The 16,945-nt window shown below is 63.1% G+C and carries 14 protein-coding genes and 1 pseudogene; 12 read left to right on the top strand and 3 right to left on the bottom strand.

Annotation, left to right across the window (positions count from 1 at the left end):
- Nucleotides 1–254 (bottom strand): annotated as a pseudogene (locus BVER_RS07145) (D-alanyl-D-alanine carboxypeptidase); the annotation flags it as partial.
- A 207-nt stretch (nucleotides 255–461) separates the two neighbouring features.
- Between BVER_RS07145 and BVER_RS07150 the strand changes: the two are divergent.
- A complete protein-coding gene (locus BVER_RS07150) occupies nucleotides 462–1,124 on the top strand; it encodes a response regulator (protein WP_050452696.1) in 663 nt (220 codons plus the stop codon).
- Nucleotides 1,124–2,461, top strand: a complete 1,338-nt coding sequence (locus BVER_RS07155; protein WP_050452697.1) for an ATP-binding protein — start codon at nucleotides 1,124–1,126, stop codon at nucleotides 2,459–2,461. Before BVER_RS07150 ends, BVER_RS07155 begins: the two co-directional genes overlap by 1 nt.
- 342 nt (nucleotides 2,462–2,803) lie before the next feature.
- Here BVER_RS07155 and BVER_RS35130 read toward each other — a convergent pair whose 3' ends face one another.
- The gene (locus tag BVER_RS35130; RefSeq protein WP_269750745.1) at nucleotides 2,804–2,929 is read right to left on the bottom strand and encodes a hypothetical protein; all 126 of its coding nucleotides are present in this window, start codon (nucleotides 2,927–2,929) and stop codon (nucleotides 2,804–2,806) included.
- A gap of 142 nt (nucleotides 2,930–3,071) precedes the next feature.
- Here BVER_RS35130 and BVER_RS07160 point away from each other — a divergent pair, with 142 nt between their 5' ends.
- From BVER_RS07160 to BVER_RS07185, 6 genes are all read left to right on the top strand, one after another.
- Nucleotides 3,072–4,733 carry a YadA family autotransporter adhesin gene (locus tag BVER_RS07160; RefSeq protein WP_198155188.1) on the top strand — a complete coding sequence of 554 codons (1,662 nt, stop codon included), beginning with the start codon at nucleotides 3,072–3,074 and terminating at the stop codon, nucleotides 4,731–4,733.
- 215 nt (nucleotides 4,734–4,948) lie between these two features.
- Complete coding sequence (locus BVER_RS07165; RefSeq protein WP_050452699.1) at nucleotides 4,949–6,475, top strand: DegQ family serine endoprotease; 1,527 nt, start codon at nucleotides 4,949–4,951, stop codon at nucleotides 6,473–6,475.
- 141 nt (nucleotides 6,476–6,616) lie between these two features.
- The gene (locus BVER_RS07170) at nucleotides 6,617–7,105 is read left to right on the top strand and encodes a hypothetical protein (RefSeq protein ID WP_050452727.1); all 489 of its coding nucleotides are present in this window, start codon (nucleotides 6,617–6,619) and stop codon (nucleotides 7,103–7,105) included.
- Between the two features lie 135 nt (nucleotides 7,106–7,240).
- Nucleotides 7,241–7,618: a DUF427 domain-containing protein gene (locus tag BVER_RS07175; protein ID WP_050452728.1), complete on the top strand. Its 378-nt coding sequence runs from the start codon at nucleotides 7,241–7,243 to the stop codon at nucleotides 7,616–7,618.
- 72 nt (nucleotides 7,619–7,690) lie between these two features.
- Nucleotides 7,691–8,416, top strand: a complete 726-nt coding sequence (locus tag BVER_RS07180; RefSeq protein ID WP_157055953.1) for an SRPBCC family protein — start codon at nucleotides 7,691–7,693, stop codon at nucleotides 8,414–8,416.
- A gap of 130 nt (nucleotides 8,417–8,546) precedes the next feature.
- Nucleotides 8,547–9,167, top strand: a complete 621-nt coding sequence (locus tag BVER_RS07185; RefSeq protein WP_050452700.1) for a cysteine hydrolase family protein — start codon at nucleotides 8,547–8,549, stop codon at nucleotides 9,165–9,167.
- A gap of 9 nt (nucleotides 9,168–9,176) precedes the next feature.
- On the opposite strand, the gene BVER_RS07190 is transcribed toward BVER_RS07185, so the two are convergent.
- Nucleotides 9,177–9,824 carry a TetR family transcriptional regulator gene (locus tag BVER_RS07190; RefSeq protein ID WP_050452701.1) on the bottom strand — a complete coding sequence of 216 codons (648 nt, stop codon included), beginning with the start codon at nucleotides 9,822–9,824 and terminating at the stop codon, nucleotides 9,177–9,179.
- Between the two features lie 412 nt (nucleotides 9,825–10,236).
- On the opposite strand from BVER_RS07190, the gene BVER_RS07195 reads away from it, so the two are divergent.
- The 4 genes from BVER_RS07195 to BVER_RS07210 all read left to right on the top strand — a co-directional run bounded on the left by BVER_RS07195 (nucleotide 10,237) and on the right by BVER_RS07210 (nucleotide 16,933).
- Nucleotides 10,237–11,529 carry an efflux RND transporter periplasmic adaptor subunit gene (locus BVER_RS07195; RefSeq protein WP_050452702.1) on the top strand — a complete coding sequence of 431 codons (1,293 nt, stop codon included), beginning with the start codon at nucleotides 10,237–10,239 and terminating at the stop codon, nucleotides 11,527–11,529.
- A gap of 15 nt (nucleotides 11,530–11,544) precedes the next feature.
- The gene (locus BVER_RS07200; protein ID WP_050452703.1) at nucleotides 11,545–14,727 is read left to right on the top strand and encodes an efflux RND transporter permease subunit; all 3,183 of its coding nucleotides are present in this window, start codon (nucleotides 11,545–11,547) and stop codon (nucleotides 14,725–14,727) included.
- A 1-nt stretch (nucleotide 14,728) separates the two neighbouring features.
- Nucleotides 14,729–16,255: an efflux transporter outer membrane subunit gene (locus BVER_RS07205; RefSeq protein ID WP_050452704.1), complete on the top strand. Its 1,527-nt coding sequence runs from the start codon at nucleotides 14,729–14,731 to the stop codon at nucleotides 16,253–16,255.
- Nucleotides 16,256–16,678: 423 nt separating this feature from the next.
- Nucleotides 16,679–16,933: a YtcA family lipoprotein gene (locus BVER_RS07210; RefSeq protein WP_083452074.1), complete on the top strand. Its 255-nt coding sequence runs from the start codon at nucleotides 16,679–16,681 to the stop codon at nucleotides 16,931–16,933.
- The last annotated feature ends 12 nt before the right edge of the window (nucleotides 16,934–16,945 follow it).

Genomic DNA, 16,945 nt, shown 5'->3' on the forward strand with positions numbered 1-16,945 from the left:
TTCGCGAGCGCGGCCATGACGGTCGCGGGCAGCGGCCCGGCCGGCACGCGCGCCGCCGTCTTCGCGATGCGTTTGGACTTCGCGCCTCCGCGCGCGGCGCGTTCCGGCGCCTGCGCCTGCGATTCCGCTTTCGAGCCGCCGCGCGCGAAGGCGACGGGGACGTGGGCGAAAGCGACGGCAGCGAGCGTGACGGCGAGCGCGGCGGACGTCAGGCGTGCGGAGAGGAAGCGGAGAGCGGGAACGGCGAGCGGCATGTTTTGGTTGACGTGAATTCGCGGAACGGGCGACATGAATCGGCGCGACCGGCGCCGCGCAAAGCGGTCATTGTAGACAAGCTGGCTTGCGGTAGTCGTACGAATCGCCATCGCGCCGGCCGGCATCGTTAAGTCCGGTTTAAGCGCCGCGCGGATAAAATGGGTCGCGTCTGAAAAGACCGCACACCCAACCATAAAGGCAAAGCCATGCGAATCCTGCTTGTCGAAGATGACCGGATGATCGCCGAAGGCGTGCGCAAGGCATTGCGCGCGGACGGCTTCGCGGTCGACTGGGTCCAGGACGGCGAAGCCGCGCTGATGGCCGTATCCGGCGAGCCGTACGACATGATGCTGCTCGACCTCGGCCTGCCCAAACGCGACGGCTTCGAAGTCCTGAAGACGCTGCGCGCGCGCGGCAACGCGCTGCCGGTTCTGGTCGTGACCGCGCGCGACGCCATCGCGGATCGCGTCAAGGGACTTGACGCTGGCGCGGACGATTACCTCGTCAAGCCCTTCGATCTCGACGAACTCGGCGCGCGCATGCGGGCGCTGATCCGCCGTCACGCGGGACGCGGCGAGTCGCTCGTGCGTCACGGCGAACTGACGCTTGATCCGGTCGGCCATCAGGTGACGCTGGCGGGCAATCCGGTGGCCTTGTCGGCGCGCGAATTCGCGCTGCTCGAAGCGTTGATGGCGCGGCCCGGCGCGGTGCTCTCCAAAAGTCAGCTCGAAGAAAAAATCTACGGCTGGGGCGAGGAAATCGGCAGCAACACGGTCGAGGTCTATATCCACTCGCTGCGCAAGAAGCTCGGCGCGGACCTGATCCGCAACGTGCGCGGACTCGGCTACATGGTCGCGAAGGACGCCTGATGCGGTCGATCTGCCGCCAATTGCTGATCTGGCTGCTCGCGCTGGTGATCGTCGGCGTGGGCTTTGCCGGCTGGCTGATCTATCGTCAGGCGCTCGCCGAAGCCAACGAACTCTTCGATTACCAGCTTCAGCAGATCGCGGCGGCGCTGCCGTCGGAACCGTTTTCGTCGGTGCTCAGTTCGCGCAGCGAAAGCGACGAAGGCGTCGTCATCCAGATATGGAATCGCAACGGCGTGCTGATGTACTACTCGCATCCGCGCGTGCCGCTCGCGCCGCACGCGGAACTCGGCTTTTCCACCGAATCGACGCCGCGCGGCGAATGGCGCGTGTACAGCGCGATCGTCGGCGATAACGTCGTGCAGCTCGCGCAACCGCTGTCGATCCGCAATCGCGTCGCGGCGGGCGTCGCGTGGCGGACCTTGTGGCCGCTCGTCGTGCTGTTGCCGCTGCTGGGCGTCGCGATCTGGGTGATCGTCGGACGCGGGCTGATGCCTTTGCAACGCGTGACGCGCGCGCTCGATACGCGTCATCCCGAAGCGCTCGATCCGCTGTCCGATCAACGGCTGCCGCAGGAAGTGCGGCCGGTGGTGCGCGCGCTGAACGCGCTGCTGTCGCGTCTGTCGACCGCGCTCGATACGCAAAAAGCCTTCGTCGCCGATGCCGCGCACGAACTGCGCACGCCGCTCGCCGCCGTGCAGATTCAGGCGCAACTCGTCGCCCGCGCGCAGGACGACGCCACGCGTCGCGAGGCGCTGGAGGATCTGCACGAAGGCATCGCGCGCGCGACGCGGCTCGCCGAGCAATTGCTGGCGCTGGCGCGATCGGAACCGGACGGCAAGGCCGTCGACACGCAAGTCGATCTGAACGTGCTGCTCGACGACTGCGTGCGCAACTACGTGCTGGTCGCGCAGCAGCGCGGCGTCGATCTCGGCATCGAATCGAGCGAACCGGCGATGGTGACCGGCGACCCGGATTCGCTGCGCGTGATGTTCAACAATCTCATCGATAACGCGACCAAATACACGCCCAAAGGCGGGCGCGTGGACGTCGCCCTGAAAGTCGAAGATGGGCATCCGGTCGTCGATATTTCGGATTCCGGTCCGGGCATTCCTCAAGAAGAACGAGAAAGGGTGTTCGACCGGTTTTATCGCGTGGGGGAAGGGGAGAACCGCGCGCGGACGGATATCGGCGGCAGCGGGCTCGGTCTCGCGATCGTGAAGCGGATTGCGAGCCTGCACGGTGCCGAGGTGCAACTGGGTGAATCTCGCCGAGGCGGGCTGCAGGTGACGGTCGCCTTCGAGCCCGATGAACAGGCGTATCGAGCCGGCCGCGCCTGATTGGTCTTGCCGACACGGCCAATGTCGTGCCGATGCGACGATCAAAATCGATTCAAAAGCATCTCTTATTCGAGACTTGTCTTATTGACTGAAAATCTTCTGCGCTGACTGTGTGCCGCTGCAGCGAATGTTGGCTGAAAACATTCTGGAGAGAAGCAGAATTCAATCAGTCATGCCAACTTTTAAGAAAATATTGACGTATAAAGATTACCAATAGGCACGAATATGGGACTTCTCTCATGTTCTGGCTGGACGTTGTAACCGAATATTCGAATCCGCGTGATTACCCGCGTTCGAAGATTTGGCCCGTGTGGCTGAATTTGCATTTTTTGTCATACGTTCTCAGGCCAACATGACCAGCTTTTCTCGCAGTCCTGCATTCAAAAACGAATTTCCGATCAACAAGATTTTCAAGCGCAAGCACGCCGCTATCGGTTTGGCGGTGACGGCCGTGATGACGTCGAGCATTTCTGCATTCGCTGCGGGACCCACCGGCGGAGCGGTACAAGTTTGCTCACCTGATAGCAATGGCCAGTACTACGGTTCGACAGGTCTGTCAGCCGGCGCGCCCTGCGGCGCGATTGGGGGGCGTCCGTATAACACGAGCGGCGTGACCCTCGTCGGCGATACGAGCACCTGGGCCGATTATGTTTCCGTCGGCAATGGTCAAGTCGCGATTGCCGCGACGAACAAGATCACCATGAGCCAGTATCTCAACATGACTGGCAACAAGTTCACCGGCATCGCAAATGGTGATGTCACCGCGACGAGCACGGACGCGGTGAACGGCTCGCAGTTGTTCACGACCAACCAGAACGTTGCGCAGAACACATCCGACATCGCACAGAACAAGTCGGACATCGCGCAGAACACCTCCGACATCGCGCAGAACAAGACGGACATCGCCGGCAATACCACGGCGATCAACAACCTGAACAACGGCACGGCCGGTCTGGTTCAGCAAGCAGCGGCCGGCGCGAAACTGACGGTCGGCAAGGATACGGACGGCACGACGGTCGACTTCGCGGACAAGAGCGGCAACACGCGCTCGCTGGCGAACCTGTCGGCGTCGAGCCTCGACGCGGTGAACGGCTCGCAACTATATGCGACGAATCAGCAAGTCACGCAAAACACGACCGATATCGCCAACCTGAACGACCAGATCAACAGCGGCGCGCTGGGTCTCGTTCAGCAGGATGCAACGACGCGCAATATCACCGTGGCGAAGAACAGCGACGGCACGATCATCAACTTCACCGGCACGGCGGGCGCGCGCGTTCTGGAAGGCGTGGCCAATGGCGCAGTGAACAGCGCGAGCCAGCAAGCGGTGAACGGCTCGCAACTGTATGCGCTCGCCAACTCGACGGCGGCTTCGCTCGGCGGCGGCGCGACGGTCAACAGCGACGACTCGATCACGCAGCCTTCGTACTCGGTGAACGGCCAGACGGTGAATAACGTCGGCGACGCGCTGTCGAACCTCGACGGTCGCGTGTCGCAGAACACGTCGGATATCGCCGATATCAACAACTCGCTGAACAACGGCACCGTCGGTCTGGTTCGTCAGGATCAAACCACGCGCAATATCACCGTCGCGAAGGACACGGACGGCACGGTCGTCGACATGACAGGCACGCAAGGCACGCGCACGGTGACGGGCGTGACGGCCGGCGCGCTCACGGCCGACAGCACCGACGCGGTGAACGGTTCGCAGCTCTATCAAACGAACCTGAACGTGACGAACCTGCAGGATCAGGTGACGAACATCGCTTCGGCATCGTCGGTGATCGCTTCGCAGAAGACGGACACGCCGGCTATTGCTTCGGGCGCCAACTCGACGGCCATCGGCAACGGTTCGAAGGCGACGGGCAGCAACTCGGTCGCGCTCGGCAGCGGTTCGGTCGCCGACGAAGACAACACGGTGTCGATCGGTTCGGAAGGCAACGAGCGTCGTCTGACGAAAGTCGCGCCGGGCGTCAAAGGTACCGATGCCGCCAACATGAACCAGTTGAACGCGGTGCAGAACAGCGTCAACACGACCGCGCGTCAGGCATTCTCGGGCGTCGCGGCGGCAATGGCCATGCCGAACCTGACGCCGAGCCAGCCGGGCAAGACGGTGGCATCGGTGGGCGTGGCGAACTACAAGGGCTACACGGCCGTGGGCGTGGGCGCGACGTATCGCTCGGCCAACAACCGCTGGCTCGTGAACGCGGCTGCATCGATCACGCCGAGCGGCGACACGGGCGTGCGCGGTCAGGTCGGCTACGAGTTCTAAGCGCGTTTCAGCCGATCATCGCGACCGGCGCAAGCAGTTCGAAGTAAAACAGTAAGCAGCAAGAAGGGTGGCTTCCCGCAAGGGTGGCCGCCCTTTGTCGCTGGAAGTTCCCGCAGGATCGATCAACTTTTAAGAAAGCTTTAAGCGACGCCTCGTAATCTTCGTTCATCAGTCAAGCGTATGAAACCACGCGTACCCGTTCTCAGGAGCACACGATGAATTCGAAGATCCTCACCCGCAGCGCCGCCGCAGTGGCCGTTGCCGTCGCCGTGTCGGCGGGCTACGTGGCTGGCCATAACAATGTTCCTGCGCCGCAAGTCATCTTGCCCGCGCAAGCCGCGATGATGCCCGCCGAAGCCGCCGCGAAAACCGGCATCCCCGATTTCTCCGGCCTCGTCGAAACTTACGGTCCGGCCGTGGTCAACATTAGCGCGAAGCATGTGGTGAAGGAAACCGCCGCGCGTCGCGGCAATGCGAATCAGGTGCCGATGGATCCGGACGATCCGTTCTATCAGTTCTTCAAGCGCTTCTACGGCAACGTGCCCGGCTTCGGCGGCGGCGACGGCGGTCAGGGCGGCCCCGGCGCGGATCGTCCGAGCGAAGGGCTGGGTTCAGGCTTTATCGTCAGCAACGACGGCTACATTCTCACCAACGCGCACGTGGTCGACGGCGCGAACGTCGTCACCGTCAAGCTGACGGACAAGCGCGAGTTCCGCGCCAAGGTCGTCGGCTCCGACAAGCAATCGGACGTCGCGGTGCTGAAGATCGACGCGAAGAATCTGCCGACCGTGAAGATCGGCGATCCGAACGGCAGCAAGGTCGGCCAGTGGGTCGTCGCGATCGGCTCGCCCTACGGCTTCGACAACACGGTGACGTCGGGCATCATCAGCGCCAAGTCGCGCGCGCTGCCGAACGAAAACTACACGCCGTTCATCCAGACCGACGTGCCGGTGAATCCGGGTAATTCGGGCGGCCCGCTGTTCAATCTGCAAGGCGAAGTGATCGGCATCAACTCGATGATCTATTCGCAGACGGGCGGCTTCCAGGGCCTTTCGTTCGCCATCCCGATCAACGAGGCGATCAAGGTCAAGGACGCGCTGATCAAGACCGGTCACGTCGATCGCGGCCGGCTCGGCGTGACGGTGCAAGGCATGAACCAGACGCTCGCGAATTCGTTCGGCATGACTTCGCCTGCTGGCGCGCTCGTCAGTTCGGTCGAACCGGGCGGACCGGCCGCGAAGGCGGGCCTGCAACCGGGCGATGTGATCACCGCGCTCAACGGCCAGCCGGTCGCGGATTCGACCTCGCTGCCGTCGCAGGTCGCGGGTCTCGCGCCGGGCACGTCGGCCAAGGTGACGGTGTGGCGCGACAAGAGCTCGAAGGATCTCGACGTCACCATCGGCGCACTGAAGGACGCGAAGATGGCCAGCGCCAAGTCCGGCAACGGTGGCGACGACAGCGGCGCGGCCGCGCAGGACGCGCGTCTGGGCGTCGCGGTGCGTCCGCTTACGCCGGAAGAGAAGCAGCAGGCGTCGGTATCGCGCGGCTTGCTGGTGCAGCAGAGCAACGGCGCGGCCGAAAGCGCGGGCATCCAGCCGGGCGACGTGATCCTCGCGGTGAACGGCCAGCCGGTCACGTCGACGCAGCAATTGAAGACGATGATCTCGCACGCCGGCAACAGCATCGCGTTGCTGATCCAGCGCGACAACGCGCAGATCTTCGTTCCGGTCGATCTCGGATAAATCGTGAAGACACGCGATGCGGGCATGAAGCATGCTTTCGGCTTTTACGGCGCCCCATCGCGTGAATACCACGGATCGGGCCTTGATAACGATCGGCTGCCGCGCCTCGCTCGCGGCGGCATCGGAAAAAAGGAGCACACAATGAAAAGGACGACCACGGGAAAAATCGCCATCACGCTGCTGACGGCGGCGCTCACCGCCGGCATGGCGGGCGGCGCGTACGCGCAGGCCTCCGGCACCACTGGCGGCAGCACCAGCGACACGAGCAGCGCGGGCAATGAAAACGGCGGCGGCCTGCCGCAAATCCAGCAGCAGGGCGACGTCTCCTACACGTCGGGCGGCGTCGGACTCGACGAATCGCATGCATTGCAACGCGAACAGGCGCACTGGCCGCTGTCGATGCGCTTCACCGGCCCGACCGCGGATTATCTGTCGAACGTGCATTTGCGGATCGTCGGCAAGGGCGGCGAAGTGCTGAGCGCCGAAGCGATGGGCCCCTATATGCTCGTCAAGCTGCCGGCCGGCAGCTACACGGTGTTCGCGAAGTACAAGGATCAGGAAAAGAAACAATCGGTGAACGTGTCGGGGCCGGGCAAGGCCAAGGCGGCGTTCCACTGGAGCATCCAGTAAGTCGCGCGTGATGACCGCGACGGCCGCCACGGCCGAATAGGGCACGAACCGGCCGCCGAAACTTGTCTCATAATGAAGCCACGGGCATCGAGCCCGTGGCTTTTGGTTGTTCTGCGCACGCCGGAGGGCACCACGATGAGTACGGATCTGAACGAAGGTCACGAAGCGGGGCATCGCATCGCGATCAAGCCGAACGCCAGGCGCTGCCGCGTGATCCATCAGGGCGTCACCTACGCCGACACGCACGCGGCGCTGACGCTCGCCGAAACGGGCGCGCCCGACGTTCACTATTTTCCGCGCGCCGACGTGAACATGGCGCGTCTCGAACGCTCGATTCATACGTCGCACTGCCCGCACAAGGGCGACGCGACGCACTATCATTTACTGACCGAAGAGGGTCCGATCGAAAACGCCGCCTGGAGCTACGAGTCGCCGCTCGACGGCGAGGGGCAGATCAAGGGCTATCTGGCGTTTTATCCGTCGCGTGTCGATCGCATCGACGAGACTTCTTAGCGAGCCGCCGTACAGACGCATTCCGCTGCATATCCGATAACGCAAGCATGCAGTCCCGGCCCGGAGGCTCGGATGGAAGTCACCGAAGCGTTACGCGTTCCGCTCGATCCGGCGCAGGTCCGGACGGCGTTATCGGATCTCGCGCTGCTGCGCGCCAGCCTGGACAATTGCGAATCGTTCACACGCACGCCGAGCGGCGAATATGCGTTGACGCTGGTCATTCCGCTCGGCGCGTTGCGGGCGCGCTACGACATTCGCGCGCATCTGGCCGGTCATACGCGGCATGAGTCCGCACCTCGGTTCGACGATCACGAAGACGCCCAGACGCTGAGCTTCAAGGCGCGCGGCGAAGGCGTCGGCTCGTTGCGCGGACAAATCGCCGTCGCGCTGAGCGCGGAGGACGACGGGACGGTGACCTGCATCGAATACACGATCTGGGCGACGGTTGCCGGGCCGCTCGCCGCCTTGTCGCCGCGTCAGATCGAAAACGCGCTGCGCGAAGGCGCCGACGATTTTTTCGCGGAGTTCTGCGAAGTGGTGCGCGCGAAACACGGCTTGCCGGCGGATCGCGGCGTGGAAGAGCGACGCCATCTGTTTCTGCGGCCGGGGATGATGTCGGCGGCGTTTTCGCGTCGATCGGGCGCGAGCGCGCGAGCGCGCGGGCGCTCGGCGGGCCATCGGGCGATGCGGCGGCGAGCGGCGTGCTGCGGCATCGTCTGCCGAGACACGCGCTGTTGCGCCGCCGCGATCCGTCCGACGAGCGTCATCCGCTCGGGCTGCCCGGCTGGGCGTGGATGACGATGCTCGTGTGCGTCGCGCTGTTCGCGTTTCTGGCGCCGCGCATCGGCGTGCAATGACACCCGCGATCAGCGCCAATCCTTTAGCGCGGCGATAATCTCCGGCATCCAAACTAAATCGGGAATACGCCATGCCGCGCCGCGCCTTGATCGTCATCGACGTGCAGAACGAATACATCACGGGGAATCTGCCGATCGAATATCCGGACGTGAACACGTCGTTCGCCAATATCGGCCGCGCAATGGATGCCGCCGATGCCCACGGCGTGCCCATCGTGATCGTGCAGAATTTCGCGCCCGCCACGGCGCCGATTTTCGCGCGCGGCTCGAAGGGCGCGGAATTGCATGAATCGGTGGCATCGCGGAAGCGGGCGCATTACGTCGAGAAGAGCTTGCCGAGCGCGTTCGCGGGCACCGATCTGGCCGACTGGCTGAAGGCGAACGAGATCGATACGATCGTCGTCGCCGGCTACATGACGCACAACTGCGACGACTCGACCATTCGTCAGGCCGTCCACATGGGCTTGTCGGCGGAGTTTCTCGTCGATGCGACCGGCAGCGTGCCGTACGACAACCGCGCGGGACGAGCGAGCGCGGAGGAAATCCACCGCGTCTTCACCGTGGTGATGCAATCGCGCTTCGCGGCCGTCCTCACGACGGACGAATGGATCGCGGCGCTCGATTCCGGCGAGCCGCCCGCGCGCGACAACATCTACACGTCGAATCAGCAGGCGCGCTTCGGCGCACGCTGACGCGCTTATTTACGCCGCGTTCGCTTCCGCCAGCAACGCCGGACTGCATCGCAAGGCATCGAAACATGCGTCGATAAGCGATTCCGAGTCGCGCTCCGGCACGACGCGGTCGGGCAGCATCAGCGAATCGTGCAGGATGCCGGTGAACATGCAGTGGAGCATGACCATCGCGCGGCGCGTGTCGAGGCGGGCGGGCAATTGCTGTTTGTCGACGGCATTGCGCAGCGCGCACTCGATGCGCTCCATGCCGTCGCGCATGTTGTTCTGATGCCTCTCGCGAACCGGCCCCATTTCCTCGACGAACTCGCACTTCATGAACAGGATGTCGAATATCCGTCGCCGCTGCTCGTCCGACGTGATGTTCCGCATGCAGTAGATGAACAGTTCGCGCAGCTTCGCGAGCGGGTCTTCCTCCTTGCCGTCGAGCGTGCTCTCGATCAGTTCGTCGAGCGGCAGCAGGCTGCGATCGAACATCGCGTTGAACAGATCGCTCTTGTTGGTGAAATGCCAGTAAATGGCGCCGCGCGTGACGCCCGCCGCCTGCGCGATATCCGCGAGCGTCGTGCGCGACACGCCTTTCTCGTAAAAGACGCGCTCGGTCGCGTCCAGTACCTTGTTGCGCGTCTCCTGCGCTTCTTCCTTCGTTCGTCTGACCATGATGTGCGGCCCGATGGCCGGCTGCCCCGGTTTGTCGATATTTTGTCTAACTGGATACAACGTCAAGCAAATTTCGCCTAACACGCAGTAAGATTGGTTTGTGCCAGTTTTTTACATTCATTCGCGAATGTATATACAATACCACCCACCGATCAGTAGCCCAAGTACCAGCGGTTGCGTGGTTCGAACTGCGCCTGATTTTTGAGATGGCCCGTTTTCGCCGTCCTCGCGCTTCAGGCGGTGTGTTTCAGCGCCGCACGGACCTTTGAATAACCGGCCGATGGCCGGCGTCAGCTCCACTGGTTTCAATTGCTTTTGGTCAGCGTCAGCGTCTTGCGACGCACGTGTACGGCTTGCCCGGGGAAGGCCGCCGTGCACTCACTTCACTTCAGTCTTAGACAGAGGTCGCTCCATGCGCGTCGAACGGGTTCCATTCCGCTTAATTACCGCCGCGACGGCTGCCGTGTTCCTGGCCGCCTGCGGACAAAAACAGTCAGCACCTCCGCCGCAAATGCCCGAAGTGGGCATCGTCACTGTCCAGCCGCAGTCCGTTCCGGTCGTCGCCGAATTGCCGGGCCGCACCAGTGCCTTCCTGGTCGCGCAAGTGCGCGCGCGGGTCGATGGCATCGTGCTGTGCCGCGAGTTCACGGAAGGCGATGACGTCAAACAGGGCCAACGCCTCTACAAGATCGACCCGGCGCCGTATATCGCGCAGTTGAACAACGCGAAGGCGTCGCTCGCCAAGGCGCAAGCGAACGTCGCGACGCAGAACGCGCTGGTCCAGCGCTACAAGGTCCTGGTCGCCGCCAACGCCGTGTCGAAGCAGGATTACGACAACGCCGTGGCATCGCAAGGTCAGGCCGTCGCCGATGTCGCCGCAGGCAAGGCCGCCGTCGACACCGCGCAGATCAACCTGGGCTACACCGATGTCGTCGCGCCGATCACGGGCCGCATCGGTCTGTCGCAGGTGACGCCGGGCGCGTACGTGCAGGCGAGCGCCGCGACGCTGCTCTCGACCATCCAGCAACTCGATCCGATCTACGTCGACCTGACGCAATCGAGCGTCGACGACCTCAAGCTGCGTCGCCAGATTCAGGAAGGGCGACTGCAGACCGAAGGCATCCACGCCGCCAAGGTGAACCTCGTGCTCGAGGACGGCCGCACCTATCCGGAAGAAGGCAAGCTCCAGTTCTCCGACGTGAGCGTCGACCAGAGCACGGGTTCCGTGACGGTCCGCGCGATCTTCAAGAACAAGGATCGCGTGCTGCTGCCGGGCATGTTCGTGCGCGCGCGCATTCAGGAAGGCACCAACGATCACGCGCTCGTCGTGCCGCAAATCGGCGTGACGCACGATCAGAAGGGCCAGCCGACCGCGCTCGTCGTCGACAAGGACGACAAGGTGCAACTGCGCCAGCTCGTCACGAGCGGCACGTACGGCCAGAACTGGGTCGTCGATACCGGTCTGAACGCGGGCGATCGCGTGATCGTGAACGGCGTCGAGAAGGCCAAGCCGGGCATGCAGGTGAAGCCGGTTGACGCGAAGCTGCCGTATCCGGTCGCGGGTGGAGCGGGTGCATCGGGCGCGCAGGCTGCGTCGGCGCCGGCAGGCGCATCGGCCGCCGGCACGCAAGGTCAGAACGACACCGCGAACGGCGCGACTGGCGCGGCTCCTTCGTCGGCCACGGTCGCCTCCGCCGCGCAATAAAAGGGAGCCTGTTCAATGGCCAAGTTTTTTATCGATCGCCCGATTTTTGCATGGGTGATCGCCATCATTCTGATGCTGGCGGGTCTCGCGTCGATCTCCACGCTGCCGGTCGCGCAGTATCCGACGATCGCGCCGCCTGCCATCCAGATCAGCGCGACGTATCCGGGCGCATCGGCGAGCACGGTGGAAAACACCGTGACGCAGGTGATCGAGCAGCAGATGAGCGGTCTCGACCACTTGCTGTATCTCTCGTCCACCTCCGATGACTCGGGCACGGCGACCATCACGCTGACGTTCGCGGCGGGCACGAATCCGGACATCGCGCAGGTGCAGGTGCAGAACAAGCTGCAGCTCGCGACGCCGCTGCTGCCGCAAGTCGTGCAGCAGTTGGGCACGAAGGTCACGAAGTCGTCTTCGAGCTTCCTGCTGGTGCTGGCGTTCGTGTCGCAAAACGGCAGCATGAGCAAGTACGACCTCGCGAACTACGTGGCGTCGAAGGTGCAGGATCCGTTGTCGCGGATCGACGGCGTGGGTACGGTGACGCTGTTCGGCTCGCAATACGCGATGCGAATATGGCTCGACGCCAACAAGCTGACCAACTTCGCGCTCACACCGGTCGATGTGACCAGTGCGATATCGGCGCAGAACGTGCAGGTCGCGGCCGGTTCGCTCGGCGGCACGCCGGCGGTGCCGGGTCAGATGTTGCAGGCGACCATCACCGAAGCAACGCTTCTGCAGACGCCGGAGCAGTTCGGCAATATCCTGCTGAAGGTGAATCCGGACGGCTCGCAAGTGCGCCTGAAGGACGTCGCGCATATCGAGCTCGGCGGCGAAAACTATAACTTCGATACCAAGTACAACGGTCAGCCGACGGCGGGCTTCGGTATCCAGCTTGCGACCGGCGCGAACGCGCTCAACACCGCGAAGCTGGTGCGCCAGAAGGTCGACGAACTGTCGAAGTACTTCCCGAACGGTCTGGTCGTGAAGTATCCGTACGACACCACGCCGTTCGTGCGCCTGTCGATCGAGGAAGTGGTCAAGACGCTGATCGAAGGTATCGTGCTGGTGTTCCTGGTGATGTATCTGTTCCTGCAGAACTTGCGGGCGACGATCATCCCGACCATCGCGGTGCCGGTCGTGCTGTTGGGCACGTTCGCGATCATGTCGGCGGTGGGCTTCTCCATCAACGTGCTGTCGATGTTCGGGCTCGTGCTCGCCATCGGTCTATTGGTCGACGATGCGATCGTGGTGGTGGAAAACGTCGAGCGCGTGATGTCCGAGGAGCACTTGACGCCAAGAGAGGCGACCCGAAAGGCGATGGGCCAGATCACCGGCGCGCTGATCGGCGTGGCGCTGGTGCTGTCGGCGGTGTTCGTGCCGGTGGCGTTCTCGGGCGGTTCGGTTGGCGCGATTTATCGACAGTTTTCGCTGACGATCGTCGCGGCGATGGTGCTGTCCGTGATGGTCGCGCTGATTCTCACGCCCGCACTGTGCGCGACGATTCTGAAGCCGCATCCGGAAGGGCACGTCGAGGAGAAGAAGGGCTTCTTCGGCTGGTTCAATCGCAACTTCAACAAGAGCCAGGAGAAGTACCACAGCGGCGTGCAGCACGTGATTCGAAGGTCGGGACGCTGGCTGATCATCTATCTGGTGGTAATCGTCGCGGTGGGCATGCTGTTCCTGCGTCTGCCGAAGTCGTTCCTGCCCGACGAAGATCAGGGCACGATGTTCGTGCTGGTGCAGGCGCCCGCCGGTTCCACGCAGGAATACACCGCGCACGTGCTGAAGGACGTGCAGGACTACCTGCTGAACGACGAGAAATCGATCGTCGAATCGGTATTCACGGTGAACGGCTTCTCGTTCGCGGGTCGCGGCCAGAACTCCGGTCTCGTGTTCGTGCGGATGAAGGACTACGCCGAGCGTCAGCACGGCGACCAGAAGGTGCAGGCGCTGGTCGGGCGGATGTTCATGCACTTCGCGCCGTACAAGGACGCGATGGTGTTCCCGGTCAATCCGCCTTCGATTCCCGAACTCGGCACGGCGGCGGGCTTCGACTTCGAACTGCAGGATCGTGCGGGCGTCGGTCACGCGAAGCTGATGGAAGCGCGCAACATGCTCCTCGGCATGGCGGCGAAGGACCCGAATCTCGCGCAGGTTCGTCCGAACGGCCTGAACGATACGCCGCAGTTCAAGGTGAACATCGACCGCGAGAAGGCCAATGCGCTCGGCGTGTCGCCGTCGGCGATCGACCAGACGTTCTCGATCGCGTGGGCGTCGCAGTACGTGAACAACTTCCTCGATGTCGATAACCGGATCAAGAAGGTGTATGTGCAGGCCGATCCGCAGTTCCGCATGACGCCGGAAGACCTGAACAAGTGGTACGTGCGCAATACGTCCGGAACGATGGTGCCGTTCTCGTCTTTCGCGACGGGTGACTGGATCTACGGTTCGCCGAAGCTGGAGCGTTACAACGGCATCTCGGCGGTCGAAATCCAGGGCGCGGGCGCACCGGGCAAGTCCACGGGTCAGGCGATAGCGGCGATCGAATCGATCGCGGCGAAGCTGCCGGCGGGCATCGGCTACGAATGGACGGGTCTGTCGTATCAGGAACGTCAGTCGGGTTCGCAGGCGCCGATTCTGTACGGCATCTCGATCCTCGTCGTGTTCCTGTGTCTCGCGGCGCTGTACGAAAGCTGGTCGATTCCGTTCTCGGTCATCATGGTGGTGCCGCTGGGCGTGCTCGGCGCGCTGCTGGCGGCGACCTTGCGCGGGCTGGAAAACGACGTGTTCTTCCAGGTCGGCCTGTTGACGACGGTGGGTCTGTCGGCGAAGAACGCGATTCTGATCGTGGAATTCGCGCGCGAATTGCGGATGCATGGCATGTCGACGGTGGAAGCGGCGATCGAAGCCGCACGCCTGCGATTGCGCCCGATTCTGATGACTTCGCTCGCGTTCATTCTCGGCGTGCTGCCGCTCGCGATCAGTAACGGCGCGGGCTCGGCAAGCCAGCACGCGATCGGCACCGGCGTGATCGGCGGCATGTTGACCGCGACCTTCCTGGCCATTTTCATGATCCCGATGTTCTTCGTCGTGATCTCGAAATTCAGCAAGAGCAAGGACGTGCCGGCGCCGGGTTCGGACGGCAACATCGAAGGCCCGAATGGCGGTTCGCCCTCGACGGGCAAGGAAGGACATTGACATGCTTAAACATTCGTTGATCGCGGCCGCCGTGGCAGTGCTTGCCACCGGCTGCACCTTCGAGCCGAAGTACGAATGGCCCGCCGCGCCCGTCACGCAGGACTTTCCGGCGAGCGGTGTGTACGCGACGCAGCCGGATGCGAACTCGTCGGCGAGCAACGGCCGCACCGCGAGCGGCCAGGCCGCGCCGGATATCGGCTGGCGCGACTTCTTCGCCGATCCGCGTCTGAAGGAAATCGTCTCGCTGGCGCTGAAGAACAACCGCGATCTGCGCGTGTCGGTGCTGAACGTGCAGGCGGCGCAGGCGCAATACCGCATCACGCGTGCGGGCCTGTTCCCGACGATCGATGCGCAGGCGTCGCAGAGCAAGCAGCGCACGCCGCGCGATCTGTCGTTCTTCAACCAGACGATCTCGAATACCTACAGCGTCGGCTTGAACGCGTCGTGGGAAATCGACTTCTTCGGGCGCATTCAAAGCCTGAAGGATCAGGCGCTGGCGCAATATCTGTCGACGGCGCAATCGCGCAAGGCGGCGGAAATCTCGCTGGTGTCGTCGGTCGCGGATCAGTATCTGACGATGCTCGCCTATGACGATCAGCTCACCGTCACGCAGAACACGCTCAAGACGGCGCAGGAGTCGTATCGCATCACCAAGCTGCAATACGACAACGGCACCGGCTCGGAACTTGACTTGCGTCAGGCGGAAGGCGTGGTCGAGCAGGCGCAGGCGAATCTGCAATCGCAGGCGCGTCTGCGCGCGCAGTCCGAAAACGCGCTCGTGCTGCTGGTCGGCGAGCCGTTGCCGGAAGATCTGCCGAAGGGCATGCCGCTCGATACGCAGAACCTGCTGTCCGACATTCCGGCCGGTCTGCCGTCCGATCTGCTGACGCGTCGTCCGGATATCGCGGCGGCCGAGCAGACGCTGCTCGCGGCGAATGCGAACATCGGCGCGGCGCGTGCGGCGTTCTTCCCGAAGGTCTCGCTGACGGGCAGTTTCGGCACCTTGTCGCCGACGCTGGGCGGCCTGTTCAAGCCGGGTTCGGCGGCGTGGTCGTTCGCGCCGACGATCGATCTGCCGATCTTCGAAGGCGGCCAGAACGTGGCCAATCTCGATCTGGCGAACATCCAGAAGCGCGTCGAAATCGCCAACTACGAGAAGGCGATCCAGACGGCGTTCCGCGAAGTCGCCGATGGACTCGCCGCGCGCGGTACCTACGATCAGCAGATTCAATCGCTCGAACGTTTCGTCAATTCGCAAAGCCGCCGGCTGTCGCTGTCGGACCTGCGATATCGCAACGGCGTGGATAGTTACCTCACGGTGCTGACCGCGCAGACCGATCTGTATTCGGCGCAGCAACTGCTGATCACCGCGCGGCTGAATCGCCTGACCAACCTCGTCGATCTGTATCAGTATCTCGGCGGCGGCTGGATCGAAAACAACGGCGATACGCCGCGTCCGGCGGATGCGCCGGTCGATTACGGCGCGGCCAGCGCACCGAAGGCGGCATCGGCTGCATCGGCGGGATAAGCGCTTTACGCAGCAGCACGCTCCGATCTCATCGGGCCCGAGCGGGAAACCCCCTCGGGCCCGATTTTTTTGTATTTCGCCATTCGATTCGACCACGCGCACCGTTTGAAAAAATTGATCAAATGAACGGGCGAAGGGAAATGAAGGCGTGTGCCTTTCGTTAGAATTGCGGCGCACATTTGCGGGTCGCGGCAGATTGTTGTTGATGCTTTGAGGCGCAGCGATTACGTTCAAGCCTTGATGCGGTTCGCACAAGCGCTTGACGATCGTCCGGCAACTCTAACGATCATTTCGGATTCCTATTCGAATCGAATGATCGCTTCATAAAGGCGATCAAGCCACGGAATAGCTTGCCGTAGTCAGGCATCCGGTAGGTGAATTGCTTCGCTTTCGCGGCCATTCAGTCGCACTGTCTTGAATACGATGGAGATGCCCATTCTGCCGTTCGCCTTGCTTCTCAGCCTCGCCGGATGCACCCGAGCGCCCTCGATTCCGGTTCTGGGCGCCTATTTTCCCGATTGGCTCTTCTGTATCGCGGGCGGCGTCTTCCTCACCTGCGTGATACGCGCCTGTCTGTTACGCACGCGGCTGGGCGATCTCATCGGTTCGCCCATGCTCGCGTATTCCGCGCTGATTCTCCTGCTCTCGTCGTTGTGCTGGCTGGTCGTTTTCAGCTGACTTCATTACCCG

Source organism: Candidatus Burkholderia verschuerenii (genome assembly GCF_001189365.1).
GTDB classification, from domain to species: Bacteria; Pseudomonadota; Gammaproteobacteria; order Burkholderiales; family Burkholderiaceae; genus Caballeronia; species Caballeronia verschuerenii.

Bases quoted from the DNA above. Each gene is read 5' to 3' on its own strand.
- BVER_RS07150 (WP_050452696.1), top strand. From the start codon at position 462: ATGCGAATCCTGCTTGTCGAAGATGACCGGATGATCGCCGAAGGCGTG.
- BVER_RS07155 (WP_050452697.1), top strand. From the start codon at position 1,124: ATGCGGTCGATCTGCCGCCAATTGCTGATCTGGCTGCTCGCGCTGGTG.
- BVER_RS35130 (WP_269750745.1), bottom strand. From the start codon at position 2,929: ATGCTCGACGTCATCACGGCCGTCACCGCCAAACCGATAGCGGCGTGC.
- BVER_RS07165 (WP_050452699.1), top strand. From the start codon at position 4,949: ATGAATTCGAAGATCCTCACCCGCAGCGCCGCCGCAGTGGCCGTTGCC.
- BVER_RS07170 (WP_050452727.1), top strand. From the start codon at position 6,617: ATGAAAAGGACGACCACGGGAAAAATCGCCATCACGCTGCTGACGGCG.
- BVER_RS07175 (WP_050452728.1), top strand. From the start codon at position 7,241: ATGAGTACGGATCTGAACGAAGGTCACGAAGCGGGGCATCGCATCGCG.
- BVER_RS07180 (WP_157055953.1), top strand. From the start codon at position 7,691: ATGGAAGTCACCGAAGCGTTACGCGTTCCGCTCGATCCGGCGCAGGTC.
- BVER_RS07185 (WP_050452700.1), top strand. From the start codon at position 8,547: ATGCCGCGCCGCGCCTTGATCGTCATCGACGTGCAGAACGAATACATC.
- BVER_RS07190 (WP_050452701.1), bottom strand. From the start codon at position 9,824: ATGGTCAGACGAACGAAGGAAGAAGCGCAGGAGACGCGCAACAAGGTA.
- BVER_RS07195 (WP_050452702.1), top strand. From the start codon at position 10,237: ATGCGCGTCGAACGGGTTCCATTCCGCTTAATTACCGCCGCGACGGCT.
- BVER_RS07200 (WP_050452703.1), top strand. From the start codon at position 11,545: ATGGCCAAGTTTTTTATCGATCGCCCGATTTTTGCATGGGTGATCGCC.
- BVER_RS07205 (WP_050452704.1), top strand. From the start codon at position 14,729: ATGCTTAAACATTCGTTGATCGCGGCCGCCGTGGCAGTGCTTGCCACC.
- BVER_RS07210 (WP_083452074.1), top strand. From the start codon at position 16,679: ATGGAGATGCCCATTCTGCCGTTCGCCTTGCTTCTCAGCCTCGCCGGA.